The organism is Pseudoruminococcus sp. (assembly GCF_047012705.1).
GTDB lineage: Bacteria > Bacillota > Clostridia > Oscillospirales > Acutalibacteraceae > Pseudoruminococcus.
This window is the reverse complement of record NZ_JBKXNW010000004.1, coordinates 156092-179288: the sequence shown is the minus strand read 5'-3', so window position 1 is coordinate 179288 and position 23197 is coordinate 156092. Positions and strand designations below refer to the sequence as shown.

Sequence of the window (23197 nt, the reverse complement as noted above, 5' to 3'; positions counted from 1 at the left end):
CACCATAAAACCAGCTATATTGTCAAGATTACAGCATCGAAAAACGCGCACGCAAAAAGGCCTTTTGACCTCTGTTGCGGGGTGTCCGGTCGCTCCAAATCTCAACATACTGTTGCGGACAAGTCAACAATGTTTTGTGCTTTAATCACTGCAAGGGGCGCAACCGTATGCGGAATGCGTCACAGCACATTTACAGAAAGGAAAAAACACCATGACTAATCGAGATTCTTTTGATTCGCCAAATGCTTTTGCTACCGATCACGTCATTTCGATGTCTTGCACTCCGCCATGGAGCCGTCTTCATAAACACGCATGTAAGAAACGATATAAATACATGTCGCTTGATGTCTGCCGCAAAGCCGTCATTGCTGCCACTGAAAGCGACGTAAAGGAAGGAGGTTATTCATTACCGAATGAACAAGTCGAATAAAGAACAAATAACGATTGACCAGTTGAAGGAGCTGGGAACCTACCACAAGTTCAAGACGATCTATGGAGACCCGCCATGGAGCAAGCATCAAAAAGGAAAGCTCGGAGCTATTCAGCATTATGATCTAATGACGCTTGAACAAATCAAGCAGATGCCAATCGGTCATCTTGCCGCAGACGATGCTTTGCTTTTCCTCTGGGTCACGCCGGGGCTAATGAAGGAAGGTATTGAAGTTATCGAATCCTGGGGATTCAGGTATGTCGATGAAATGGTTTGGGATAAATACTATCTCGGACTTGGTCAACGCCTTCGTCACACACATGAACCATTATTGCTCGGCGTGAAGGGAAAGCCGCCAATTCTGTGCAGGAATCAAGCTTCACTCGTCAGGGCAGTTCGTCAGGATCATAGTCATAAGCCGGAAGAATTCTTCCCGATCATTGAACGGATGTCCGAAGCGCCTTGTCTCGAACTCTTCTCTCGCAGGCAGCCCACCACATACTGCCGAGATAATTGGAGCGTCTGGGGCAACGAGATCGAATCCGACATCTACATTCCGGGTTATCCAGTTCCGAAATACTCAAGCAAGGCAACCTTGCCTAAAGAAATGGAGGAGGATGTATGACCTATGGAAAATCAACCGAAACGTTTGTTGGAAAAGTTATTGGAAGCCGCGATCATTTTCGTCATCGCAACTTACCTCATCAAGCTCGGCGTTTGCTATATCCTATGCGTTTGGCCGGTACTCGTCATACTTGCTACAGTTGTAATTGGAGGCGTGATAGCCTACCGGATCTGGAAGAGGAAGCACGACTCCAACTGGTAAAACAGGAGGGCGTACATGTCTAAGCGAACATTTACGAAACTCGTCTGGAAGGAGGTGTCGTATCCACGACCTTTCGACGAAGAAAAAATATGTGAGATCCTATCTCACATAGCGGTAGTAACACCCCGTGGCCCCGTAATTCTGGAAGCACGCAGCCACGGAGGTTACGTCAAACACTACATTGGTGCTGACACACAATATATTACCAAACTTGAAAATACAATCAAGGCGCATGGAGACATTCAGTTTTATTCAGCCAAAGAACACCAGCGTGCGCCTGTTGGCACCGCAAGACAACTCACTGTTTCACATCCCGGTCTGACCTTAAAGACCGAAACCACTTCAGCCACAATTCGAGCCGGGCTTGCCGCTCTTGCGGCAGTCCGGGGCGAAGAAGAATCCGTCGTCCAAGTCATCTTGGGCAAGTCATTCAAACCGCAATTCACCCCAAAGTTTATTCCTGATCCTGATGAATCATGGCTTCGCCTTATCATGTTCGGCGTAGATGAAGCGCCGACCGAGACTCGGAAGTCCATCAAGGAAAAGAATGAACAATACTGTTTTGAAGCCTGTATTCGCATCGGAGCATCCGGCGAAAACCAGGTCAGCCGCGTCAGTCGTATCAACAATATCTTTGATGCATTTCGCACCTTAGAATCTGCCGGAGTTCGCGCCAAGCTTATTCCGGAAAAGGCACCGAACTTAAACTTCGCAAAGGTGCCTTGGCACTTTCCACTGAGGCTGTCAGTAAAAGAACTGACCAGCTTCACACTCTTACCATTCGGCGAAGAGGAACTCCCCGGCACCATAGGTCTCCATCCGAGACTTACATTGCCACCCAAGTGGTACCGTGAGCCAACGAATCGAATCAACGATCGCACCTTCGCAAACAGCATCAATGTGTTGGGAAGCATGAAGTTAAGTATCGATCCAGAGTCGTCGCTGGAACACTTAATTGTCACTGGCCCAACCGGAAGCGGTAAATCTACTATGCTTGAGCATCTGATTTTATCGGACATCTATGCTGGACGAAGCGTTCTAGTCATTGATCCGAAGCAGGATCTGGTCAACCGTATCCTTGAATGTGCGCCAGAGAATCGACAAGAAGATATCGTCGTCATCGACCCGTCGGACCCTTGTCCGGTTGGCTTTAATCCGCTAGCTTTACCCGGAGACAAGACTCTCATTGCGGACGCTATTCTTGCAGTGTTCAAAGAGGTCTTCGCGGAGAACTGGGGCATCCGCTCACAGGATATTTTAAGTGCCGCCTTGCTTACGCTAGCTCAGACAAAAGATGCTTCACTTCTTTGGCTGCCAGCCTTGCTGACCAATGAAAAATTCAGGCACAGCATCACAGATAAACTCACAGACGAGATCGTCCTAAAGCCGTTCTGGAAGAACTATGACGCGATGCGCGACTCGGAACGCCGCACTGAAATCGCACCAGTCTTGAATAAGATTCGACAGTTCCTGTACCGTCCAGGGCTGCGAAATATCCTCGGACAGAGCAATCCAAAGTTTCAGCTTACCGATCTTTTCTATAAACGAAAAATCATCCTTGTGCCACTCAACAAGGGAACAATTGGAGCAGAATCAGCAAGACTTCTTGGCTCGCTGATTGTCGGATTAACATGGACGCTCGCACTATCCCGCGCCAATATTCCAGCCTATAAGCGCCACATCATATCACTCTACATCGATGAGCTCCAAGACTATCTTGCCTTACCGACCGACCTATCTGACGCTCTCGCACAGGCTAGAGGACTCGGTGTAGGTATCACAATGGCGCATCAGTATCGAGCACAGTTGCCGCCAGATATTCGTGCCGGAATTGATGCCAACGCCAGAAGCAAAATCGTGTTCGGACTCAATGCGACCGACGCCAAAGAGGTCGCGGCGATGGCACCCGAGCTTGATGCTTTGGACTTTATGACCTTGCCGAGATATGAGGTCTACGCCAACTTCATGTCAGGCGGTAAGGCCACTGGATGGATCAGGGGTGTAACCATGCCGCCCATGGAGGCGCTCCGCTCACCAGCGGAATTTAGAGCAGTCAGTCAAGCCAGCTATGGCATACCGCATGAAGACACTGAGCGAGATTTTCTTAAACTCCTCCGAAGCTGTGAGGACGAAGTACCGCCAGATATAGCCGAAACCTCTTTCGGAAGGAGGAAATCTTGATGTCCGGTCGCCAGACCGATCGCATCGAACAAATGCCCCCTGAATCCCGGCGTTTTCCGGCAAACATGAGCTTTGTTGGAAAAGAGGCATACTGCTTTTCAGCAGATATACTCCCCACCGGCGCGGAGCCACCTCGTAATCTTGGCAAGAATCAACTTGCTAAGCTTCTGGACAAACTTAGCGACCGAGACTTCGAGATTCTTATCTCCCTCAAATATGCTAAGTACCTTCTAACAGGGCAGGTCAAACGACTTCACTTTTCGGAGTCACCAAAGCCCCAAGTCGGAATACGCTCCACGACCAGGAACATGTTCAAGCTCAAAGAATACGGTCTGGTGAAAACTTTTGAGCGTCGTATCGGTGGAATCCGAGCCGGGTCGGCATCTTATATTTGGTGTCTGACTGAGCCTGGACAACGCCTTCTCGATTTACATCATGGCGAATATGAGCCTCGTCGTACTCGCAGCCATCGCTATCTTGAACCGTCCTATGTCCATATCCGGCACACACTAGCCATAGCAGAATGCTACGTGCAGCTAGTCGAGATCAGCCGGAAGTACAGAAAGATAGTGTTCACTCAGGTCGAATGGGAGCCAGATTGCTGGCGACCATTTCAACACAAAGGTCACGACATTCAACTTAAGCCTGACCTCTTCGCAGTCACATATAACGATGGCTATGAGGATAGATGGTTCATCGAAATCGACCTGAGCACAGAAGCGATGCCCGTCGTGATGGATAAGTGCAAGCGCTATCATCAATACCTCAACTCCGGTATCGAACAGCGCCAGCATAATGGTGTTTTTCCTATAACCGTCTGGATCGTTCCAGACGAACAACGTAAACAGAAAATGATCGAAGCGATCAAAGAAAACTTCAAGAAAGCGCCGAGTATGTTCGCCGTCATTACGGCAGAGGAATTCGAAGAGTTCATCCGCTCTGGCGCAAGTGATGTCACTCTATACTAACCACATTTTTGAAGAATCCGGCTCGCACACTCCGAGCCTGTAGCTTTCCAAGCACCTTAACGCATATTACCTTCTCATAGCATTTACATACGTGGGCATGAGGCTCGGGATGCGTGGGTCGGATTCAGAAAGGAGAATTTCATGGCCGCATCTGACCTTAAAACTATGACCAAGCAGTCCCTCGAAAAAAACAGAATCTTTTTCGATGAAGCAATTAGCAAGATAGAGGATCTGAGGTTTTACGCCAGCCGCTTCGGTGGTTCTTGTGACGATCTTCTGCTTAAGCAGATTGATTTGTACATCTCAGAACTCCAACAGCTAAAGAAAACCATTGTCGGAGCTGGGGCATCTGCAGACCGATCATAACAGAAGCGCTCCTTCGCGTTTCAGACCCAAAGAGCTAACACCTCTCAGCTCGAGGGTCTGGGACATGTAAGCCGGATGCGCCTAGATACTGAGTAGCAGGATACGTCGAGACATTGAACCTTATTAACTTTAATCTGAAAGGATTTATATGACAGAACAAAACAACAAGAAGATCTCTCTCGAAGAATTCGATAGCGACGTAAAACTCGCGATACGACTTCTCAAAACGGACATCTGGGGAATCGGACGGCTGATCGACTTCGCAAAGAAGCATGCGCCGGAAAAGGAACTGGAGATTCGCCGGGAGATTCGTCCGCTTGCCGTGGAGCTGCTGTACGAAGTAATCGGAACACCGAAGACCTTCGAAGAGGTACTCAGTGAAATGGATGAACAGGAGGACGGACATGACGAATAAAGAAATTGATTGGAACGTGATTGAACTGACCGAAATCTATGAGTCTTTCGATATGGTGCTCAGGCTTCTTGATGAAGATTTTGAACGCGCCCGTCGTGTCATAGATGCTGCGATCAAGCACGGCGCAACGCCTGAAAGCATGGCGGAGCCCATCGAAGAATTTGCCATGGAACTTCATGCCTATTGTGAAGCCATAGAGCGCCTCAAGGACAAAAAAGAAAATAAAACTCAAAATCCCTGACCATATTCTGTGAATCAGGATCGAAAGTGTAGCCCGACTTACATGCCCCAGGCCCTCGAGCCAGGCAAGCAATAACAACTAATACCTCAGAGAAAGGAGGCAACGTGAAAGATAAAGATACTCGTGGTCGAAAAATGAAATCGGACAATGTTCGCGTTGTCCCCGAGTTCCGCGAACAAGTAGATATCGAAAAACTTTGTCAGGCACTGATCGAGATCGCCAAGAGCATCGCTAAAGAACAGGCCACTACTCCACCCGACAAGCCAACACAAACATAATTCATCAGACTCTCGTTCTGGAGCCAATCAAATATAAAGCACACCGCGCCTGATTGGTTCCTTGCGAGAATCTGGTACACAGATAAATCGCTAAAAGCGGTAAAAGGAAGTCTCCGGGAGGAGGGCAACAGATTTCCTTGTAACAACATTCCGAAGTTGTTCTTCGGACGCACCTTAAAAATATATCACCACCCCACTTATTCATTCTGGGTACACGTAGAAAGAACTCTGCGTGTACCGCAGAGCCTCTTTCAAAACCGTGTACGAACACATTCATTTTGAAGGAGGTAAAGAATGCTATCCAGTAAATTCGGTATCGAGATTGAGTTTACCGGGATCACTCGTCATGAGGCTGCGGAAGTAGTGTCAAAGTATTTCGATTGCGAATATTACCGCACCCACGACTACTATGACAGCTACATCGTAAAAACTTCTGACGGGCGAGAATGGAAGCTCATGTACGACAGCAGTATAACCTGTCGCAAACGGGAAGGGCGTCGCAGCCGACCGGCAGGATCAGAATATGCCTGCGAGTTGGTCAGCCCAATCCTTACTTACCATGAAGACATTGGAGCCTTGCAGGATATTGTTCGCCGCTTGCGAAAAGCTGGTGGCATGACAAACAACTCCTGTGGCATCCATGTCCATCTCGACGGAGAACCCCACACTCCGAGATCTATCCGCAACTTCATTAATCTCATCGCCAGTCGCAACGACCTTTTCTACAAGGCACTTCAGATCGAACCCGAACGCATGCACTACTGCAAAAAGATGGACGAATATCTGGTGGAGAAAATGAATCACTCCAAACCAAAGACTTTCGCTCATCTAGAGAACATCTGGTATTCCGGCTATAGCGGTAACCGTAACGGTCACTACCATAACAGCCGATATCACTTTCTCAATCTCCACTGTTTCTTTCATGGCAATCACACGATTGAACTTCGCGGTTTTAACAGCGAACTTCATGCCGGAAAGATTCGTGCGTACATCGTGTTCGCGCTTGCGATGAATCATCAGGCACTCACCCAAAAGAGCGCCAGCTACCGTAAAGTGCAGGAGGAAAACGAAAAGTTCGCTATGCGAGTCTATCTTAATCGGATCGGCTTCATCGGCGACGAATTCAAATCCTGCCGTAAGCATCTCTATGAACACTTGGACGGCAATGCCGCTTGGCGTTATGGCTCTAAAGAAAACTGCCACAGCCGCCGCAAGAAACCTAAAGATGATGAAGAAACCGAATCGATCGTCGATACATCTGAGCACGAATCAACGGTACATATACCGGACTCTGAAGATGATACCGACATCCCTTTCGATTAACGGAAAGGAGTTGTTTATGCCGAAAGTAGAACGTGAAGTTAAAAAAGCGGAAGCCATCCGCTGGATGAACATCCTTGGCGTCAACAAAGATGTCGTCAAGCTATTCGAGGATCATGACATCGTTATGGCGTGTTCTGGAACTACCGGAACATATCTGCCGCTTGCCGATCCTATGCTTGAAGCCCAGATTCGTGAATTTGAACAGCAGTGGGATGACCTTGTCTATATGGTCATCCGTACTCCATCTCCTTATGGATGGCTGGATTCGCTGTTGTTCATAGATAACTATCAGGACGAATGGGAATTCGCAAGCCAAGAACTGAAGGACGGCTATGTGCTGTCCTGGACGATCAATCAGGATTACCCAATCTGCTCGGATATGGGCAGCATTATCGTCGAACGTACACAGAGTGGCGGATTAATTCGCCGGGGTTAATAAGGAGGAAAGTCATGCAGAAGAACAAAACATTGTATGTCGCCTATGGTTCCAATATGAATGTCGAGCAGATGCAGCATCGTTGTCCTACCGCCAAGGTAGTCACCAGTATGTTTCTGGAGGGCTACCGGCTTCGCTTTATGGGAGGCCATTATAGTGCAGTCGCAACGATCGAGCCTTCAGATGATGATCTGGTTCCGATTACTGTCTGGGAAATCTATCCCGAAGATGAACGGAATCTGGATATCTACGAAGGATACCCGCATCTATATCGCAAGGAAACCTTGAAACTGAAACTCGGCAAAAAGACATTTTCCGCGATGGTCTACATCATCAACGGAGAAAAGATGCTCTACGGCCAGCCGTCGAAAGCATATTTCGAAACTATCCGTGAGGGCTATATTTCTGCCGGGTTCGACCCGAAACTGCTTCATCAAGCAGTTGCCGAAAACTGTACGGAGGTGAGGCTTTATGGTTGATGAACATGAGTTAGAGCTTTCTGAAGATAAGCTCGCGTACCTTTGCCGTTGCATGGCGGAGGATACGGCTCCAATCATAAATAAACTGAGATCTCCGTATTTTCAACAGTTTATCTGCCAACTCATTGAGTTCTGGTGTGATCACTACGGCGAAGATGTGGACTTCTGTATTCGGAACATCCATGGTCTCGCCATGATACGTCGTTTTACGAACAATAGAAATGGCAATCCGCCATTCATGCCCATGTGAGTAATCTCACGGAAAGGAAAAGGTGAAAAACTATGATGACTAAGAAAATCAAGGAACAGATTATGGCTATTCGGGACTCTGGAGAAACCAATATGCTGGACACCCGTACCGTACAGTGGATCGCTAATCGCGAAAACTACTTCGAACTCGTTATTTACCTTGAAGAGAACAGCCGGGAATATTGGAATTTCATTATGACCGGGGAAGCTCCGATGGCTGACGAAGATGAGGAGGACTAATGCCTATGGATGAACTGTTTATGACTATGTGTCCGAGTATGGAATCTGCTTGTAATGCTTTACAGGAAGTACTCCCGATTACCAACAGTATGGACTATCCGGCCTTCGGGGCGTTCTACTGCATGTTGCTCGAAGAATGGTGTTTGATCCACCACGAACGTATTACTGACGTCATTGATCAGATATCCTCGCTCATTCACGATGTGAACTCTGAGCTTGGAAGCTATCAGGGCGGAACTCTACTTGTTGGAAGCGAGGTGATCTAAACGTCAAAGATAATTCAGATACATCAGTATCTCGAAGATCGTCGGAATCGTAAAGATTCCGGCGATCGGCCTAAAACTGGCTTTATCCGGGATATTGTCAGATTAATCAAAGAAGCTATTGCTTTATCTCTCGAAGAGAGTGATGAATACGATGATCTTTATGACGAATAACGGAAAGGAGGAAATATGTGGTCTGAAGGAACAATTGGCGTTCCGGCCAGCGTTGCCGGTAAGCCCACTGCTGTACACTATTGGGTCAAACATTATAAAAACCCAAGCAAATACGGAATCAACAACGGTCGCATCTCAAAAGTGATGCTTAAGATCGATGGGGAAATCGTATGTAACTATGATCGTGGTTGGGATGTACGCCCTACATGTAAAGCCGCTGAAGTTGCGTTGGAGATTTTACTTTATGAATATGATGGGAGGAATGAGGAATGAAGAGTTTTGTTGACGAAGGCCCGTCTATCCGAATCTACTACGATTTAGAAGGGCAACGTCGTAAAGACTTAGTCAAAGCGCTCGGCGAAATCTTACTCTGGGAGCCGAAATATCTCGGAGCACCCACATTCAGCTATGAAGTAGGCAATTATATTGTTACTAAAATCGGTGCGATTATTTGCCCGGAAAGCTGCACAAGAGAAATCGTCGAACAGATCATCCTAAAACTCAAGGAACGTGGCTTTGAGCATACCGGTTCAAACCTGATGCTGTTTGTCGTTTCACTGCCTCGATCGATGTTTGATGAGGATTCGCTTGTCAGGCTTTGTAGTCTCGTCAAATCTAAGGAAACGCTTTTAAAGACTGCTCTTGGAGCTCGTAGCCTTCAGATTGAAGAATACGAGGACAAGATCTATTTTCCGTGGTTCACGATCAGCGGAGTAGATGGAGAAGCCGACGCTTACACGAAGCTAATTTCAGCACTCGCTAGAACAGCCTGTGAGCAGAAACGTATCTCACCCGTCGAACGACCGCAAGAGAACCTTAAATATGCCATGCGGCTATTTCTGGTCCGACTCGGATTCGTCGGGGACGAGTACAAACAGGCGAGAAAAATACTACTCCGGGACTTATCCGGGAACTGCAGTTGGAAGGCCGGACACGCACCAGAACGGCGCAACATAGCCGATGATTCCGAAAGGAGGAATGAACCCTAATGTATTATGGCCGAGTCTATACTCAGGCTTTCATCCGCCAGCTACGCGAACGATATCCTGAAGGAACTCGCGTGGAGCTGATTTCGATGGAAGATCCTTATAACACAAAACTGAAACCAGGCGACCAAGGCACAGTCACCTTTATCGATGCGCAAGGAACAATCTTTGTCGATTGGGATTGCGGATCGTCACTTGGACTCATTTACGGGGATGATATATTCAGGATCGTAGAATGATCCACATCAAAGCCAGCCCCGGTTGGGACTGGCTTTTTCAAGATAAACCCAACAATTATAAGAAGAAAAATAACTATTAATTCTCCGCAGAAAGACTGGCTTTCTCTTGCAAAGAGAGCTATCATGCGATGACTACCCATGGAAGGAGGTAACGCTCTATGAGCATTTCAGCAATGGCGAATACGGCGCAGGCTCTTTCAGAATCTATGACGCCAAAATTCGCAGTATCCTATCTTCGCGTATCAACTCGCGGACAGGCCGAACGTGGTGGCGGACACGACGAAGGTTTTTCGATTCCAGCGCAACGTGAAGCAAACAAAAAGAAGGCAGCATCCTTAGGCGCAATGGTCGGGAAAGAATTTGTCGACCGCGGTGCATCGGCTAAATCCGCTGACCGCCCGCAACTCCAGGCAATGCTTGAATACGTCAGAGAAAACGCCGATCGTGTGGATTACGTAATCGTACACAAGGTCGATCGTCTCGCACGTAACCGTGACGATGACAGCGACATTATGCGCGTATTGCGTGAGTGCGGCGTTCAACTAGTATCAGCCTCGGAGAGCATCGATGAAACGCCATCTGGCATGTTGTTGCACGGTATCATGAGCTCAATCGCCGAGTTCTACTCCCAAAACCTCGCGACGGAAGTTAAGAAAGGCATGGGCGAAAAAGTAAAAGGTGGCGGAACTGTAGGCAGAGCCCCAATCGGATACATTAACGTGCGAAGAGTCGACGATAAAGGACGCGAAGAACGCACGGTCGAACTCGATCCCGAGCGAGCTCCACTTGTTAAACAGGCCTTCGAAGAATACGCGACCGGCGAATGGTCAATTATTAGTCTTGCCGAATATATGGCCGCATTAGGGTTGAATACAAGACCAACACCCAAGATTCCATCCAAGCCCGTCACAAAAACATCAATCGAGAAAATGCTTAAGAACCCTTACTATGCTGGAGTAATCCGGTATAACGGCATTGAATATGACGGAGCTCATGAAGCACTCATTGATCTAGAGACATTCAACAAAGTGCAAAACATTATACAGTCGCATCATAATGGAGAGCGAACAAGGGAGCACCCACACTTCTTGAAAGGCTTAGTTTACTGCTGGAATTGCAAATCCAGAATGGTCGTGACTCACGCGAAAAGTCATACAGGGAATGTGTATCCATATTTTATATGTGCCGGAAGGCATCGAACAAAATCCTCAAGGCAGACATGCAAGATGCGCTCTATACTAATTGACGAAGTCGAATATCAACTTGAAAAGATATTCGACAACTACACGATAAAGCCCGATGATAGACTCTTACTGGAAGCACAAATTCAAGGTTTCATTAATAAAGAAAACGAGAAATTCAAGACCGAGTTGGATGCATTGCGCCGAGAAAAGGAAAAGATTGAACATAAACAGGAAAAACTGCTTGAGGCGCATTTTAACGACGCTATTCCTATGAGCTTAATGAAGCGCGAGCAGCAAACCTTATCCAAACAGCTTGCGGCTATTGAGCACGAAATCAGCGTCCGCAGCACTACGTTTGATGATATTCTCAAGAACTTATCTCTCGCCTTCGATCTCCTCGAGGACTGTGGAAGGACTTATCGCAAGGCTAACGACAACATTAAAAAGCTCATGTGCCAGGCTATATTTAAGAGAATCTGGATACACGAGGATGGAACAGTAACCACAGAATTTACGGATATCTATAAGAATATCGTCGGCCCTATTGAGAGAGATTTGATTAATCAGAACATAAAATCAGCGCCTGCCGAAACAGACGCTGATTTTATCGACAAGTTACTCAAATCCTACTCAAATTTTTTTGGGCAGGGTTTGAATAACGAACTTTTGGTGGAGATGACGGGAATCGAACCCGTGTCCGAAAAATGCTTACAACGGCTTTCTTCGAGCGTAGTCATTGTTTTAAAATTCCCTCAGCTAATCGCCCAAAGACAGGCTATCAACTTCGGTATCCTTAAATTCATGACAAGGTACAAGGCACTCCCCTGTTCACGTTCACCACTAATCGACGCCTGTTAAAGACCGTGGTACTTCTATAACAGACGGTCGTGCTTAATTAAGCAGCGACAGCAACAGTTTTATTGTTGTCAATTATTGTTTAAGTTGCGGATTTTATAGCGGTTCCGCACCGCTGCTCGCTTACCGGAGCTTACATTCCCCGTCGAAACCTTTACATCCCCATATATAAAGAGGAATCAGCCTCTTGAACGCTCCTTAATGGCTCTTTGCATATCACGCTTTGCATCTCTGGCTGCCATATCTTCACGCTTATCGTAAAGCTTTTTACCCTTGCAAAGACCCAACTGAACCTTAACCTTAGAACCTTTAAAATATAATGAAAGTGGAATCAGCGAATATCCATCTTGCTTAACCGTCCCAAAAAGACGCATAATCTCACGCTTGTGCATAAGCAATCTACGAACTCTCATAGGGTCACGATTAAAGATGTTTCCCTGCTCATATGGACTTATGTGCATACCTTTGATATACAGTTCTCCATCGTCAATGCTACACCATGAATCTTTTAAATTTACTCTGCCATTACGAATAGATTTAACTTCTGTACCACAAAGCTCTATGCCGGTCTCCATACTTTCTATCACAAAATAATCATGGAAGGCTTTTTTATTTTGTGCTATTGTTTTTGTGTTTTTCTTAGGCACGAAAAAGCCCCCCTCTGTTTATTTTGAAATTAAATTTCCTTGCGTCCTTCTAAGGACTTTGTAAGTGTAACCTCATCGGCATATTCTATATCTCCGCCGACAGGAACACCATACGCAAGGCGCGTGACTTTTACATCAAATGGCTTTAAAAGCTTAGAAATATACATTGCAGTTGCTTCACCCTCAACAGTAGGGTTAGTTGCCATAATTACTTCTTTGATTTCGTCCGTCTTAAATCTTGCAAGAAGCTCCTTAATGCGAATCATATCAGCTGTAACACCATTCACAGGTGAAAGTGAACCATGAAGAACATGATATAAAGCATTATATTCGTGCGTACGCTCAAGTGCCATAACATCACGAGGGTCTTCTACTACGCACACAAGCGACCTATCACGACAAGGGTCGCTGCATATGGAACAAACATCTTTATCAGTAAGATTACAACAAATACTGCAATATTTTATCTTGGAGTGCGCCTCCATTATCGCATCAGAAAATTTCTGTGCTTCTGCTTCCGGCATACGCAAAATATGATATGCAAGCCTGAGTGCTGTTTTATGCCCTATTCCGGGCAGACGCTCAAACTGCTCTATAAGTTTTGCCAGCGGAGCTACACTATATTCAGCCATAATTAAAATAATCCCGGAACATTAAGACCGTCAGAAATCTTATCCATAGTCTGTGACTTATCAGTCTGAGCCTTTCTGATAGCTTCGTTAACGGCTGCGATTACGAGGTCGCTAAGCATATCAATATCTTCCGGGTCAACAACATCTTTCTGAATCTCGAGCTTCTGAATTTCGAGTTTACCGGTAATTGTAGCAGTTACTGCTCCGCCGCCTGCTGTTGCGGAATATTCTTTCTGCTCAAGTTCTTGATTAGCAACGTCCATTTCAGCCTGCATCTTTTGTGCCTGACGAGCGAGCTGCTGAATATTAGCTGCTCCAGCGTTTCCGTATCCCTTTGGCATTCTTGCTTTCATATTAATTTTCCTCCGAATTATTATTTATTTCTATTGGTATTCCTGATGCTTTTGCATCTGAAGCAAATTTTAAAAGTGGGTCATCTTGCTTAACTTCATCCGGATATGAGTATCTTCCAAGACTATAATCCTTTCCGGTAATTTTTCTGATTGAATTACGCATTTTTTCTCGCTGTTCAGGCTTGCGTAAAATTTCAAAGCATATATCGTTTGTTGAATCAACAAGAACATATTTTCCGCTTATATAAGCTTTACTTCCATCAAATGACGCACCGATAATCTTTGAATATTGCTTTATGTCATCTATAACTTCAGGCCATTCTTTCATTGGTACAGCTTCACTTCTGAGCTTTTCCATATCAGGAGGGCGCTTAATCGGTGGCGTTCTTGTCTGAGAATGAGTTTTATTGACAGATACTTGTTGAACTATTGGCGGATTAGCCCTAAGCCTTTCTACCTCTTTAGTAAGTTCGTCAATACGCTTTGCAACATCTCCGCTTATTTCCGGCTTAGAAATTTCCGAGCACAGCTTAACTGCTGTCATTTCCATTTCTATCCTGCGGTTAACTCCCCTCATCATACGCTCATATGCTTTTTGTAGAGTATCTATCGCTGAAATAATTTCGTTAAGTGACATTGCAAGAGCCTGTTCACTTGTCTGGGCAAATTCCTCGTCGGTCATAACAACAAAAGGCCTTGCATCTTTTACAGTTTTAATCAGCATCATAGCTCTTAGCTGAGAACAAAGTTCATCGCAAAGTCGAGCCATATCTTTAGAATCTGTGTGTAGCTTATCAATTATCGCAAGAGCCTCTGCGGAATCTCTTTTACGAATTGATTCAACAAGCTTAAAAAGATATTCCCTATCTGCCAAACCTGCGGTATCACGAACTGTATGTTCGTCAATATGTCGGCTTCTGCCCATACATTGGTCGAGCAAAGAAACTGCATCTCTCATACCGCCGTCAGCAATAGAGGCAATAAGCAAAGCCGCTGAACGTTCAATCTCTGCATTTTCCTGACTGCAAATATATTCGAGTCTATCCGCAATAGCTTGTGGTGAGATTCTATGGAAATCAAAACGCTGACAACGAGAAAGTATTGTTGCAGGAAGTTTATGAACCTCTGTCGTTGCCAAAATAAAGACAACATGAGGAGGTGGTTCTTCAAGCGTTTTCAAAAGAGCATTAAAAGCTCCCGGAGAAAGCATATGAACCTCGTCAATGATATATACACGATATTTTACGCCTGCAGGGGTAAAATTTGCCTCCTCTCGAAGCATACGAATATCATCAACGCCATTATTACTTGCAGCATCAATCTCTACAACATCGAGAATTGAACCGTCATCAAGACCTCTACAAGCGGCACATTTTCCACAAGGGTCACCATCTTGCAAATCAAGACAGTTGACAGCCTTGGCAAGAATTTTTGCACAAGAGGTTTTTCCTGTACCTCTCGAGCCTGTAAAGAGATATGCGTGAGCTATTCTGTCGGCTTTAAGCTCATTTTTCAGCGTAACAGTAACCTGTGGCTGACCTGAAACCTCCGAGAAGGTTTTCGGGCGATATTTTCTATAAAGCACACGATACATCAAAGCTCACCTTCCTTTTGGCTCAAAAAAACAAGACAGCCGAGGAAGTCGGTCATATGCTCTTTGGTATACTGACGAACAGATTAACTGTATCGCATGTTACAACCGCTTAATGCTGCTCGGTTCCCCGCCTGACATGGTTCACGGTGCTTCATCGTACAGCACCTATCCGCCAGCATATCAAAAAGCACATTCTGTCTTGTTATACCGATATTCTTCGGCAGTAGTGCTATTATACAATATATCTTCACAAAATGCAAGCCTTTTTTAAAAATTTATTAAATTAGCTTGTAATAATATAATAAAAACAAAATCCAATAAATATGATAAATTCATCGATTTAAATAACTTATTATGCTTCTTGCCGAATAATAATTCTACTCAAAATAAGTAATCAATATTTTAAAAAGCATTTGTTCATCGTATTTTGATAATTTATTTGCAACTAAAATAATTTTGTTTGTTTTTGCCATTCAATTTTTATTAATTGACGACGCCTATTTATTTTTTAATACCATCAATATATAAACAAAAGGCAACAGGTATACACCTATTGCCTTTGAAGTTTGGTGACCCATCGGAGATTCGAACTCCGGACACCTTGATTAAAAGTCAAGTGCTCTGCCAACTGAGCTAATGAGTCATAATTGGTTGGGATGGCTGGATTCGAACCAGCGAGATGACGGAGTCAAAGTCCGTTGCCTTACCGCTTGGCTACACCCCAGAAAAATTTTCTTCAGCATACGAACACTTCATATGCTGAACGAAAACATAAAAATATTGGGGTGGATAGTCGGATTCGAACCGACGCTCTCTGGTGCCACAAACCAGCGCTTTAACCAGCTAAGCTATACCCACCATATGGCGCGCCAAAAGGGACTCGAACCCCTGACCTACTGCTTAGAAGGCAGTTGCTCTATCCAGCTGAGCTATTGGCGCATATGGAGCGGGTGATGGGAATCGAACCCACACAACCAGCTTGGAAGGCTGGGGTTCTACCACTGAACTACACCCGCATTTCGTGACGAACATTATATTATCATACTGCTCTTTAAATGTCAATAGGAAATTTAAAATTTTTTCTAATTTTTTATTTTTTAATAAAATCTCTTGACAATTTCTTGGCTTTATTATATACTAATTAAGCACTTATTTGCCGGTGTGTCGGAATTGGCAGACGAGACAGACTCAAAATCTGTTATCCGCAAGGGTGTGTGGGTTCGAGTCCCACTACCGGCACCAATTAAAAAGCTCGTAAACGCAATCATATAAAGCGTTTACGAGCTTTCTTTATTTTTGTAGTATTTCTAATATTTTGTAAGTGAATTTTTAATCTATATTTCCCTTGCTTCTCGGAAACCTAAATACAGTTTGTTGATTTGTTATATACGAAATATTTTTACAAGCCAAAAAAGCGAACGGAAATTTCTGCTTGCTCTTTTTATATTCACAACGCTAATTAATTTTTCCAGCTTTAGATTCAATTTTTTAGAATTTTTACATTTTGTGTTTCTTCTTATATAATATCAAACCTATAATACATAAAACCACAACTATCAAAATGAGTACAGGAATGAACAATATCCACCAAAGAGTCTGTTCACGCACAATAGCAATTTCTATCTTTTCTCCGTCAAGCTCTGCAACAAGATAACTTCCAAACTCAGAGCTTTCCACCCTTTTCCATTCTCCATTTTGCTTAACAAAAATGCACACGCCGTCTATATTTCCGTCTGGCGCAAGATAATGTATTTTGTGCATAGTTTTATTGTCCTTGCTTAATTTCAGTGTCCAACTTTCGAGCAATTCTCTCGACTGCCACCATTTGTTCAATGGAATCTCGCTATCTTGCACAACACATTTTTCTGTAGACATAGTTGCTTTTTCATCAAAATTCCCTTCAACAAAAAATACCGTACGACCATCTTTACGCTTTGCATTGCCGGCCACTGTTGTTACATATGGAATATATTCCGCATTAACAATCGTGTCAAAATGAAGTTCAGAAAGTTCCGTCCTACTCCAAACAGCATAATTTCCATCTTTTTTGGGAATCTTCGGCGCAACATCCATAGAAAATGAGTCTCCATAATTAAATGATAGTGTTTTTAATTCTTTACCATCAGCCACAAAACGCAAAGTAAGCTGTTTCATCTCGTCCGGAAGACCATTAATCTTTAATAATTCAAGATAAGAAATTGACTCCGCTTTTTTCGCATAGCTAATCCTATCAATCCCAGCCAGATATTCCGATACAAATAAATTTCCCTTGTATTCTCCTGTAATTTCTCCAGTGATTGCACCACAAAATGAACTATCAGAAGAAATTTCAATCATAGAAACACAATCTATAACACGCTTACCAGAACCGACTATACCGCCAACATATTTTTTACCGGAAAGTGTACATTTAGTAAAGCTGTTTTTGACCGATGAAAGTGAGAAACCACATACCCCACCTACATAGTCTCCAGAATTGCTTGTGACATCTCCAAAGCCGCCACAGCCATAAATTGTACCAATATCCATTCGACCGACTACACTGCCTACACAGCTTCGTTTTGCTGTAATATTGCCTGTATTCTTACAGTTCAGAAGGATTGCACGACTTTGATATGTAAATTTACCGGACCAATTATTTAGCGATAAATCGTCCTCTGGGTCAAGGTCATATTCGATAGCCATAGACCCTACAACACCACCAACATTTCGGTCTGCTGAAATTTCACCATCATTATTCGATTCTTGTACTTTACCTCGTACAGCACTTTGTATGCTATCCTCCGAAACATCTTCAAATATATCAGTATAATCTATATTTTTTGTTTCATTGATAAGGTTCAAGAATAAATTCATAACCTTCATAAACTGTGTATTTATTGCACGAACATCAGATAACAATGCAGTGCTTGAAGATGAGATAGATGTATTTAATTCAGAAAGTTCATTACCAATTCCACTAAGTGCAGTGTTCAAAGCATCTGATGAATTTGTAAATTCTGAACCAAGTGGTGTAAAAGTAATAGGTTCTTCTCTTGAAAACTCATCTACCAACTGTGATGCTTTTTTCAAAGCACTTTTCAGCGATGTAGAAGTTTCTTGCACACTTTCAAGTACAGCATCAAACTGTTTTGATACCTTGCTAAGCTTTGTATTCAAATCACGCAAACTGCCTATACCTTTGCCAAGAGCGTCCATGGCCTTACTAAAATGTGATGATGACGATGAAAAACAGGTGATTGATGTTTGCATTTCATTCGCAAATTTACGAAGCGTTTGGAGCTTCTGATTTCTGATTGCGGAAAAATCTGTATTCTTCAAAACATCTGTAAAATCACGACCCACTGCAACATTATAATCAAGAACTGTCCGAAATCCGTTTGCCAATGCCAAACTGGTTTCCTTTGTAATAGTGCCATTATCTTTCAATTCCTTAATTGCCTGATTTATTGTGGTTTTAAGCTTATCAGAAGACTCTTTCAGCATTGCAATATCTGCAGAGAGCTGTGTGGTATCCGGCTTAGCGGATTCATTTTTCAACAGGTCAATAGCACGATTAAAAGCATCAAGTCCATCACTTAGGTCTTTTGCAGTCTGCGATGTTTCTGTACAGAAATTTTGAAGTTCACGCAAAATCTGCTCATTATACTCAGTTGTTCCGTCAAGCATATCAAAAAGCTTGCGTATCTCACTAATCGTATCAGTTAATCCGCTTGAGGTATTCGCAATATCACTTGTAATTGGCGAAAGCTTTGATAAATATCTCTCAATCATAAGTGAAAGTCCATTTACCGACTCAATATTTGAATCCACAAAAGAGCCAAGTTGGTCTGTCATATTATTTGCACTGCTACGAGCATTATCGGTATAACTTAACACTTGATTAAGATGTTCAGACACACTATTTGAGGTAGATTCTGCATCACTCAATGTCCGATCAATTAGTGAATGAAGTTTATTTAATTCATTTTGTAATTCATCAAGACTATTATTGGATACTTGCAAGGTAATATTCGGCGTCATCTGTCCGACAATACCGCCTACATCTTTTCTTCCGAGTATCTTGCCATGATTTTGGCAGTTGCTGATATAACCGCTCTGACGACCTACAATACCTCCAACATTGTAACCAACATGGGAATAACCAACTGCACCGCTATTTTCACAGCTCTGAATAACGCCAGTTGAATATCCTGCAATACCTCCGGTATCGGTTGTTACTGGTATTTCATGGTCTAAATTTTTATTTTTCAACAAATCATATATAACACTATCAAGTTCAGTAAGCTCTGAAAGCGTAATATTTTCATCTGTAATAGTTGTATTAACTGCCGCCTTATTAGAAGAGTTGACTATACTTCCTGAATTTTCACCAACTATTCCTCCAATGAACTTTTTTCCTAAAATCACGCCAGAAACACTACAACCCGTAATCACGCCACTTGATTTATTGATTCCGGCAATACCGCCTACTTGTTCAGAGCCGGATATAACTCCTGAAAAACTACAATTTTCTATCGTTCCGTAGTTTTCGCCAGCAAAACCGCCGATATAATTCTGCTCTCCCGTAGGAGATACATCACCCTCTAGCTGAAGCTTTCTAACAACAGCACCTTTTTCTATACGACCGAATAATGCCGAACGAGAATTTTCTGATATTATTTTCAATCCGGTAATTTTATGTCCGTTACCATCAAATGTTCCTAAAAATATCGGAATAGACAGTTCACTTTCTTTTAAGTCTATATCCTGCGTAAGAATAACTGTAAGGTTTTTTGAATATTTGTCAGAGGAACATCTCTTTGCAAAGTTTTGTAGTTCATTCAGGCTTCCGATACGAAGTGTATCATCTGCTGCATAAGCGATTGGGCAAAGAGATAGCAGCATAACATTTGCAAGCAGTAATGCCATAAATCGAATAATCGTACTATTTCTTTTCATTTTCTATTTCCTCCCCTACCACTTCTTCTGTATCACATTCTTCTGTAATCTCACCAGATATCAAATGTAGCTCTGTATCTCCATCTATACTTGCGTGCATTATACCGTTGACCGAACCATTTATCTCGCCCTTGACCATTCCGCTAACATAAATACGCCCACTTGTTGCTTTTTGGCGTTTCGGTTTCTTAACAGAGAAGGACGTCTTATCTACAATACCACTTCCTATAAGCAAAATCTGTGGCAGAACGAATAGTACAAGAATCATAGACAAAATAGTTCCACGACCAAGACTCTGACCAATACCAACGATTGCAGCCTCGGAGGTCATCTGACCTATCAGAATACCTGATACTGAAAGTATAGTACCAGATGTCAGAACCGTAGGAAATGCAAAATTCAATGTTTCAATCATTGCCTGCCTGTGATTCATAGTGTTTTTTATCTCCTGATAGCGGTTAGCAATTACGATTGCATAGTCGATATTAGCACCCATCTGAATAGAACTTACTACAAGATAACTCATGAAAAATAATCCATTTCCAGTGAAATATGGAACAGAGAAATTAAGCCATATACTTCCTTGAATAACTATAATAAGTAAAATTGGCATTCCAACCGATTTAAAGGTGAATAGCAAAACCACAAGAACGATTAGAATTGAAACTATGCTGACAACCAAATTATCACGAACAAAAGATTTTTGAAAATCATATTCGTTGGTGGAGTCACCTGCCACATAGACTGTGCCATCGGGATAATAACCTTCTGCAATCTCGTGAATTGTATCAATAAAGGAATAAGTTTCATCTCCACTGACTGGGAGTGTCAGATAAAGCAACATACGGTCGTAATCTGTACCGCAAAGCTGCGCCTTTGCTGCTGACATTTGTTTCTTTGCATCATTAAGTGTCTTTGTCTGCTCATCATCAAGCGTCACAATCCCGGAATCCACTTGTTCACTAACAAATAAGAACATATCAATTAGTGGCACCTTATAAGATGCAAGATTTCCGGCAAGTTTACCATAGTCCTCGTCCTTTGCAGCATATGCCGCATAGATTGTCTGTGCTACTTCGTAATCAAGTCCGGCAACTTCTGAGAATTGTCTTGGCGTCAGTTTATCCGCAAGCATATAACCGTCCATAGCTTCTGTATTAGCAAGCCCTATTGTATAATCAATCTCATCATGCTTTTTGAGTTCTTCAAGTAGCTTTGCCTCTTTTTCATAATCTCCAGCAGGAACAACCAGTGCCAACATATTAGACGAGGTGAAATGTTCGTCTATCATTTTGTCGGCTACCTGCGACTCACTGAGCTTTGGTGTGGTAAGAGAGCTATAACCGTATACATAAGGGCATTTATTTGAAAACCAAAATCCAAATGCAATCAAAACCACAAAAATAATCGGTACTATATGTCGTGTGGCGTAATCAAACTTACCGATAAATGATACCTTTGGAATAAAGTTTCGATGTTTCGACCTTTCAATAAGAGGACCGAAAAGCACTAATAATCCCGGCATAACAAGAAATACAGAAAGCAATGCAAATATAATTGATTTAATAAGGCATATTCCCATATCCGGACCTATCTTAAATTGCATACAGAGCATAGCAGCAAGACCACCGATTGTAGTAAGTGAGCTTGCACCAATCTCCGGAATTGCTTTGCTCAAAGCTGTTATTGCTGCATCTCTGATTGACATTGTCTGCCTCTCCTCTTTAAAGCGGTTACAGAGGATGACTGCGTAGTCAAGTGAAAGTGCAAGTTGCAAAATACTTGTTACGGAATTTGATACAAAAGATATTTTACCAAGCAAAAAATTACTGCCTTGATTCAGTACCATTGCAATAATAAATGTAAGCAATAAAACCGGAACTTCTCCGAAAGTTTGTGAGGTTAAGATTAGAACGATAACAATAATAATTGCCACATAAATCATAATCATATTGACCTCAGATGCGATTGTATCCTTTATCGAATTTCCGAGACCTGTGGAAACATAAATATCATATCCATCAAGTGCTTCTTTTACTGCGTCAAGCGATTTAAGGCAAGCATCATCGTTTTCATCATAATCAAAGGTCCCTGAAAACATAGCTGAGGCATCTTCATAATGGTCGGTAGAATTATCAAAAGCAACTCCTTGTACTCCTTTGATATCAGAAAGTTTTTCACTAAGAGCTTCGGCGTCTTTATATGTAATGTTTGCTACCATAATGTCCGCTGTACCGTAGGTTGTAAACTGATTTTCCATAACATTTAACGCCAGCTTGGTTTCGGCTGTATCTGGTAAAAAAGAGGTCAAATCACTTTCTACTTCAACCCAATTTCGTGAAAAAGCAGAAAAAATCAATAGAATAACAGTAATCAAAAAAATCAGATTTCGTTTATCTACAATTAGTGTAGAAAGCTTCAGCATAAAAGATGTACTTTGCTTTGCGTGATTTTTCATTTTCGGCATTCTCTTTTCTCGCCTCTTTCCAAATGTTTTTCATCATAAATCTTATGCCCCCATAATTTCATTCTTGCATTTTCTGTTTCAATAATTCCAGATAATTCATCTCCTACTATCTCAAATGTGGTATTGCAGGAAAGTTCTCGTGTCATAGTGTGCAGACTATGCCTCAAGTGATAAATCTGCCCTACATACTCACCTTTTATAAGATTATCAAACTCCAGCAAAGTCATAATACCATCGACTTTTCCTTCTTTTGTATTCAAAGCAAGTTTCCCTTCACGAACACCAAGTTGACTATCCAGAAAAATTTTATAGCTCGTTTTCATAGAAATTTCCTCCTTTTAAAAATCGATTTAATACTACTTCAATACATTTCAAATTTCAAAGGTCAAACAAAAGTGCTATGTCAGAATTATGACAATCAACCCTAATT

24 protein-coding genes, 6 tRNA genes, 2 other RNA genes and 1 pseudogene are annotated in these 23197 nt (G+C 43.0%); 19 read left to right on the top strand and 14 right to left on the bottom strand.

The window, feature by feature from the left end; translation table 11 throughout:
• Window positions 1–413 precede the first annotated feature (413 nt).
• The 18 genes and pseudogenes from ACLU24_RS05540 to ACLU24_RS05455 form a co-directional block, all read left to right on the top strand.
• A complete protein-coding gene (locus ACLU24_RS05540) occupies window positions 414–1055 on the top strand; it encodes an MT-A70 family methyltransferase (protein ID WP_412610882.1) in 642 nt (213 codons plus the stop codon).
• A 3-nt stretch (window positions 1056–1058) separates the two neighbouring features.
• Window positions 1059–1256 (top strand): hypothetical protein, encoded by a 198-nt coding sequence (locus ACLU24_RS05535; protein ID WP_412610881.1) that lies wholly within the window; start codon window positions 1059–1061, stop codon window positions 1254–1256.
• Between the two features lie 15 nt (window positions 1257–1271).
• Window positions 1272–3437, top strand: a complete 2166-nt coding sequence (locus ACLU24_RS05530; RefSeq protein WP_412610879.1) for a type IV secretory system conjugative DNA transfer family protein — start codon at window positions 1272–1274, stop codon at window positions 3435–3437.
• Window positions 3437–4405, top strand: a complete 969-nt coding sequence (locus tag ACLU24_RS05525; protein WP_412610878.1) for a replication-relaxation family protein — start codon at window positions 3437–3439, stop codon at window positions 4403–4405. The genes ACLU24_RS05530 and ACLU24_RS05525 overlap by 1 nt, the downstream gene beginning before the upstream one ends.
• A 141-nt stretch (window positions 4406–4546) precedes the next feature.
• Complete coding sequence (locus ACLU24_RS05520) at window positions 4547–4771, top strand: hypothetical protein (RefSeq protein ID WP_412610876.1); 225 nt, start codon at window positions 4547–4549, stop codon at window positions 4769–4771.
• Window positions 4772–4919: 148 nt separating this feature from the next.
• Window positions 4920–5186, top strand: coding sequence for a hypothetical protein (locus tag ACLU24_RS05515; RefSeq protein ID WP_412610875.1), 267 nt, complete (start codon window positions 4920–4922; stop codon window positions 5184–5186).
• Window positions 5176–5427 carry a hypothetical protein gene (locus ACLU24_RS05510; RefSeq protein ID WP_412610874.1) on the top strand — a complete coding sequence of 84 codons (252 nt, stop codon included), beginning with the start codon at window positions 5176–5178 and terminating at the stop codon, window positions 5425–5427. Before ACLU24_RS05515 ends, ACLU24_RS05510 begins: the two co-directional genes overlap by 11 nt.
• Window positions 5428–5531: 104 nt before the next feature.
• The gene (locus tag ACLU24_RS05505) at window positions 5532–5705 is read left to right on the top strand and encodes a hypothetical protein (RefSeq protein ID WP_412610872.1); all 174 of its coding nucleotides are present in this window, start codon (window positions 5532–5534) and stop codon (window positions 5703–5705) included.
• Window positions 5706–5999: 294 nt separating this feature from the next.
• On the top strand, window positions 6000–7028 hold the full coding sequence (locus tag ACLU24_RS05500; RefSeq protein WP_412610870.1) for an amidoligase family protein: 1029 nt from the start codon (window positions 6000–6002) through the stop codon (window positions 7026–7028).
• A gap of 16 nt (window positions 7029–7044) precedes the next feature.
• On the top strand, window positions 7045–7464 hold the full coding sequence (locus ACLU24_RS05495; protein WP_412610869.1) for a hypothetical protein: 420 nt from the start codon (window positions 7045–7047) through the stop codon (window positions 7462–7464).
• Window positions 7465–7478: 14 nt separating this feature from the next.
• A complete protein-coding gene (locus tag ACLU24_RS05490; protein WP_412610868.1) occupies window positions 7479–7943 on the top strand; it encodes a gamma-glutamylcyclotransferase family protein in 465 nt (154 codons plus the stop codon).
• Window positions 7936–8193: a hypothetical protein gene (locus tag ACLU24_RS05485; protein WP_412610867.1), complete on the top strand. Its 258-nt coding sequence runs from the start codon at window positions 7936–7938 to the stop codon at window positions 8191–8193. The genes ACLU24_RS05490 and ACLU24_RS05485 overlap by 8 nt, the downstream gene beginning before the upstream one ends.
• 32 nt (window positions 8194–8225) lie before the next feature.
• A complete protein-coding gene (locus ACLU24_RS05480; protein ID WP_412610866.1) occupies window positions 8226–8432 on the top strand; it encodes a DUF5049 domain-containing protein in 207 nt (68 codons plus the stop codon).
• A gap of 5 nt (window positions 8433–8437) precedes the next feature.
• Complete coding sequence (locus tag ACLU24_RS05475) at window positions 8438–8698, top strand: hypothetical protein (RefSeq protein WP_412610865.1); 261 nt, start codon at window positions 8438–8440, stop codon at window positions 8696–8698.
• A gap of 186 nt (window positions 8699–8884) precedes the next feature.
• The gene (locus ACLU24_RS05470) at window positions 8885–9142 is read left to right on the top strand and encodes a DUF7678 domain-containing protein (protein WP_412610863.1); all 258 of its coding nucleotides are present in this window, start codon (window positions 8885–8887) and stop codon (window positions 9140–9142) included.
• Window positions 9139–9858, top strand: a complete 720-nt coding sequence (locus tag ACLU24_RS05465; RefSeq protein WP_412610862.1) for a virulence protein — start codon at window positions 9139–9141, stop codon at window positions 9856–9858. Before ACLU24_RS05470 ends, ACLU24_RS05465 begins: the two co-directional genes overlap by 4 nt.
• Window positions 9858–10094 carry a DUF4314 domain-containing protein gene (locus ACLU24_RS05460; protein WP_412610860.1) on the top strand — a complete coding sequence of 79 codons (237 nt, stop codon included), beginning with the start codon at window positions 9858–9860 and terminating at the stop codon, window positions 10092–10094. Before ACLU24_RS05465 ends, ACLU24_RS05460 begins: the two co-directional genes overlap by 1 nt.
• Before the next feature lie 158 nt (window positions 10095–10252).
• Window positions 10253–11341 (top strand): annotated as a pseudogene (locus ACLU24_RS05455) (recombinase family protein); the annotation flags it as partial.
• 604 nt (window positions 11342–11945) lie between these two features.
• Here ACLU24_RS05455 and ssrA read toward each other — a convergent pair.
• The 11 genes from ssrA to ACLU24_RS05400 all read right to left on the bottom strand — a co-directional run bounded on the left by ssrA (window position 11946) and on the right by ACLU24_RS05400 (window position 16375).
• Window positions 11946–12297, bottom strand: a transfer-messenger RNA (tmRNA) gene (gene ssrA, locus ACLU24_RS05450).
• 15 nt (window positions 12298–12312) lie between these two features.
• Window positions 12313–12780, bottom strand: a complete 468-nt coding sequence (gene smpB / locus ACLU24_RS05445) for an SsrA-binding protein SmpB (protein WP_412610859.1) — start codon at window positions 12778–12780, stop codon at window positions 12313–12315.
• A gap of 29 nt (window positions 12781–12809) precedes the next feature.
• A complete protein-coding gene (gene recR / locus ACLU24_RS05440; protein ID WP_412610858.1) occupies window positions 12810–13412 on the bottom strand; it encodes a recombination mediator RecR in 603 nt (200 codons plus the stop codon).
• Between the two features lie 2 nt (window positions 13413–13414).
• On the bottom strand, window positions 13415–13765 hold the full coding sequence (locus ACLU24_RS05435; RefSeq protein ID WP_022264169.1) for a YbaB/EbfC family nucleoid-associated protein: 351 nt from the start codon (window positions 13763–13765) through the stop codon (window positions 13415–13417).
• 1 nt (window position 13766) lies between these two features.
• On the bottom strand, window positions 13767–15359 hold the full coding sequence (dnaX, locus tag ACLU24_RS05430) for a DNA polymerase III subunit gamma/tau (RefSeq protein ID WP_412610977.1): 1593 nt from the start codon (window positions 15357–15359) through the stop codon (window positions 13767–13769).
• A 73-nt stretch (window positions 15360–15432) separates the two neighbouring features.
• An RNA gene (ffs, locus tag ACLU24_RS05425) (signal recognition particle sRNA small type) lies at window positions 15433–15530 on the bottom strand.
• Window positions 15531–15926: 396 nt separating this feature from the next.
• A tRNA-Lys gene (locus ACLU24_RS05420) sits at window positions 15927–16002 on the bottom strand.
• Between the two features lie 5 nt (window positions 16003–16007).
• A tRNA-Gln gene (locus tag ACLU24_RS05415) sits at window positions 16008–16083 on the bottom strand.
• 57 nt (window positions 16084–16140) lie between these two features.
• Window positions 16141–16217: transfer RNA gene (locus ACLU24_RS05410), tRNA-His, on the bottom strand.
• A gap of 4 nt (window positions 16218–16221) precedes the next feature.
• A tRNA-Arg gene (locus tag ACLU24_RS05405) sits at window positions 16222–16298 on the bottom strand.
• A gap of 3 nt (window positions 16299–16301) precedes the next feature.
• Window positions 16302–16375, bottom strand: a tRNA-Gly gene (locus tag ACLU24_RS05400).
• Window positions 16376–16514: 139 nt separating this feature from the next.
• On the opposite strand from ACLU24_RS05400, the gene ACLU24_RS05395 reads away from it, so the two are divergent.
• Window positions 16515–16601 (top strand) — tRNA-Leu (locus ACLU24_RS05395).
• Between the two features lie 255 nt (window positions 16602–16856).
• Here the strand turns inward: ACLU24_RS05395 and ACLU24_RS05390 are convergent.
• From ACLU24_RS05390 to ACLU24_RS05380, 3 genes are read right to left on the bottom strand one after another with little or no spacing between them, the layout of a single operon-like run.
• A complete protein-coding gene (locus ACLU24_RS05390; protein ID WP_412610857.1) occupies window positions 16857–20300 on the bottom strand; it encodes a GLUG motif-containing protein in 3444 nt (1147 codons plus the stop codon).
• Window positions 20287–22767, bottom strand: a complete 2481-nt coding sequence (locus ACLU24_RS05385) for an efflux RND transporter permease subunit (RefSeq protein WP_412610856.1) — start codon at window positions 22765–22767, stop codon at window positions 20287–20289. Before ACLU24_RS05385 ends, ACLU24_RS05390 begins: the two co-directional genes overlap by 14 nt.
• Window positions 22755–23090 carry a hypothetical protein gene (locus tag ACLU24_RS05380; protein ID WP_412610855.1) on the bottom strand — a complete coding sequence of 112 codons (336 nt, stop codon included), beginning with the start codon at window positions 23088–23090 and terminating at the stop codon, window positions 22755–22757. Before ACLU24_RS05380 ends, ACLU24_RS05385 begins: the two co-directional genes overlap by 13 nt.
• Window positions 23091–23197 lie beyond the last annotated feature (107 nt).

What these genes read in the sequence shown, in the direction of transcription:
- ACLU24_RS05480 (WP_412610866.1), top strand. Translation starts at nt 8,226, where the DNA reads ATGATGACTAAGAAAATCAAGGAACAGATTATGGCTATTCGGGACTCT.
- ACLU24_RS05500 (WP_412610870.1), top strand. Translation starts at nt 6,000, where the DNA reads ATGCTATCCAGTAAATTCGGTATCGAGATTGAGTTTACCGGGATCACT.
- ACLU24_RS05490 (WP_412610868.1), top strand. Translation starts at nt 7,479, where the DNA reads ATGCAGAAGAACAAAACATTGTATGTCGCCTATGGTTCCAATATGAAT.
- ACLU24_RS05510 (WP_412610874.1), top strand. Translation starts at nt 5,176, where the DNA reads ATGACGAATAAAGAAATTGATTGGAACGTGATTGAACTGACCGAAATC.
- ACLU24_RS05495 (WP_412610869.1), top strand. Translation starts at nt 7,045, where the DNA reads ATGCCGAAAGTAGAACGTGAAGTTAAAAAAGCGGAAGCCATCCGCTGG.
- ACLU24_RS05525 (WP_412610878.1), top strand. Translation starts at nt 3,437, where the DNA reads ATGTCCGGTCGCCAGACCGATCGCATCGAACAAATGCCCCCTGAATCC.
- ACLU24_RS05385 (WP_412610856.1), bottom strand. Translation starts at nt 22,767, where the DNA reads ATGCCGAAAATGAAAAATCACGCAAAGCAAAGTACATCTTTTATGCTG.
- ACLU24_RS05485 (WP_412610867.1), top strand. Translation starts at nt 7,936, where the DNA reads ATGGTTGATGAACATGAGTTAGAGCTTTCTGAAGATAAGCTCGCGTAC.
- ACLU24_RS05540 (WP_412610882.1), top strand. Translation starts at nt 414, where the DNA reads ATGAACAAGTCGAATAAAGAACAAATAACGATTGACCAGTTGAAGGAG.
- ACLU24_RS05380 (WP_412610855.1), bottom strand. Translation starts at nt 23,090, where the DNA reads ATGAAAACGAGCTATAAAATTTTTCTGGATAGTCAACTTGGTGTTCGT.
- ACLU24_RS05530 (WP_412610879.1), top strand. Translation starts at nt 1,272, where the DNA reads ATGTCTAAGCGAACATTTACGAAACTCGTCTGGAAGGAGGTGTCGTAT.
- ACLU24_RS05520 (WP_412610876.1), top strand. Translation starts at nt 4,547, where the DNA reads ATGGCCGCATCTGACCTTAAAACTATGACCAAGCAGTCCCTCGAAAAA.
- ACLU24_RS05535 (WP_412610881.1), top strand. Translation starts at nt 1,059, where the DNA reads ATGGAAAATCAACCGAAACGTTTGTTGGAAAAGTTATTGGAAGCCGCG.
- ACLU24_RS05460 (WP_412610860.1), top strand. Translation starts at nt 9,858, where the DNA reads ATGTATTATGGCCGAGTCTATACTCAGGCTTTCATCCGCCAGCTACGC.
- ACLU24_RS05390 (WP_412610857.1), bottom strand. Translation starts at nt 20,300, where the DNA reads ATGAAAAGAAATAGTACGATTATTCGATTTATGGCATTACTGCTTGCA.
- ACLU24_RS05470 (WP_412610863.1), top strand. Translation starts at nt 8,885, where the DNA reads ATGTGGTCTGAAGGAACAATTGGCGTTCCGGCCAGCGTTGCCGGTAAG.
- recR (WP_412610858.1), bottom strand. Translation starts at nt 13,412, where the DNA reads ATGGCTGAATATAGTGTAGCTCCGCTGGCAAAACTTATAGAGCAGTTT.
- ACLU24_RS05475 (WP_412610865.1), top strand. Translation starts at nt 8,438, where the DNA reads ATGGATGAACTGTTTATGACTATGTGTCCGAGTATGGAATCTGCTTGT.
- ACLU24_RS05515 (WP_412610875.1), top strand. Translation starts at nt 4,920, where the DNA reads ATGACAGAACAAAACAACAAGAAGATCTCTCTCGAAGAATTCGATAGC.
- ACLU24_RS05465 (WP_412610862.1), top strand. Translation starts at nt 9,139, where the DNA reads ATGAAGAGTTTTGTTGACGAAGGCCCGTCTATCCGAATCTACTACGAT.
- dnaX (WP_412610977.1), bottom strand. Translation starts at nt 15,359, where the DNA reads ATGTATCGTGTGCTTTATAGAAAATATCGCCCGAAAACCTTCTCGGAG.
- ACLU24_RS05435 (WP_022264169.1), bottom strand. Translation starts at nt 13,765, where the DNA reads ATGAAAGCAAGAATGCCAAAGGGATACGGAAACGCTGGAGCAGCTAAT.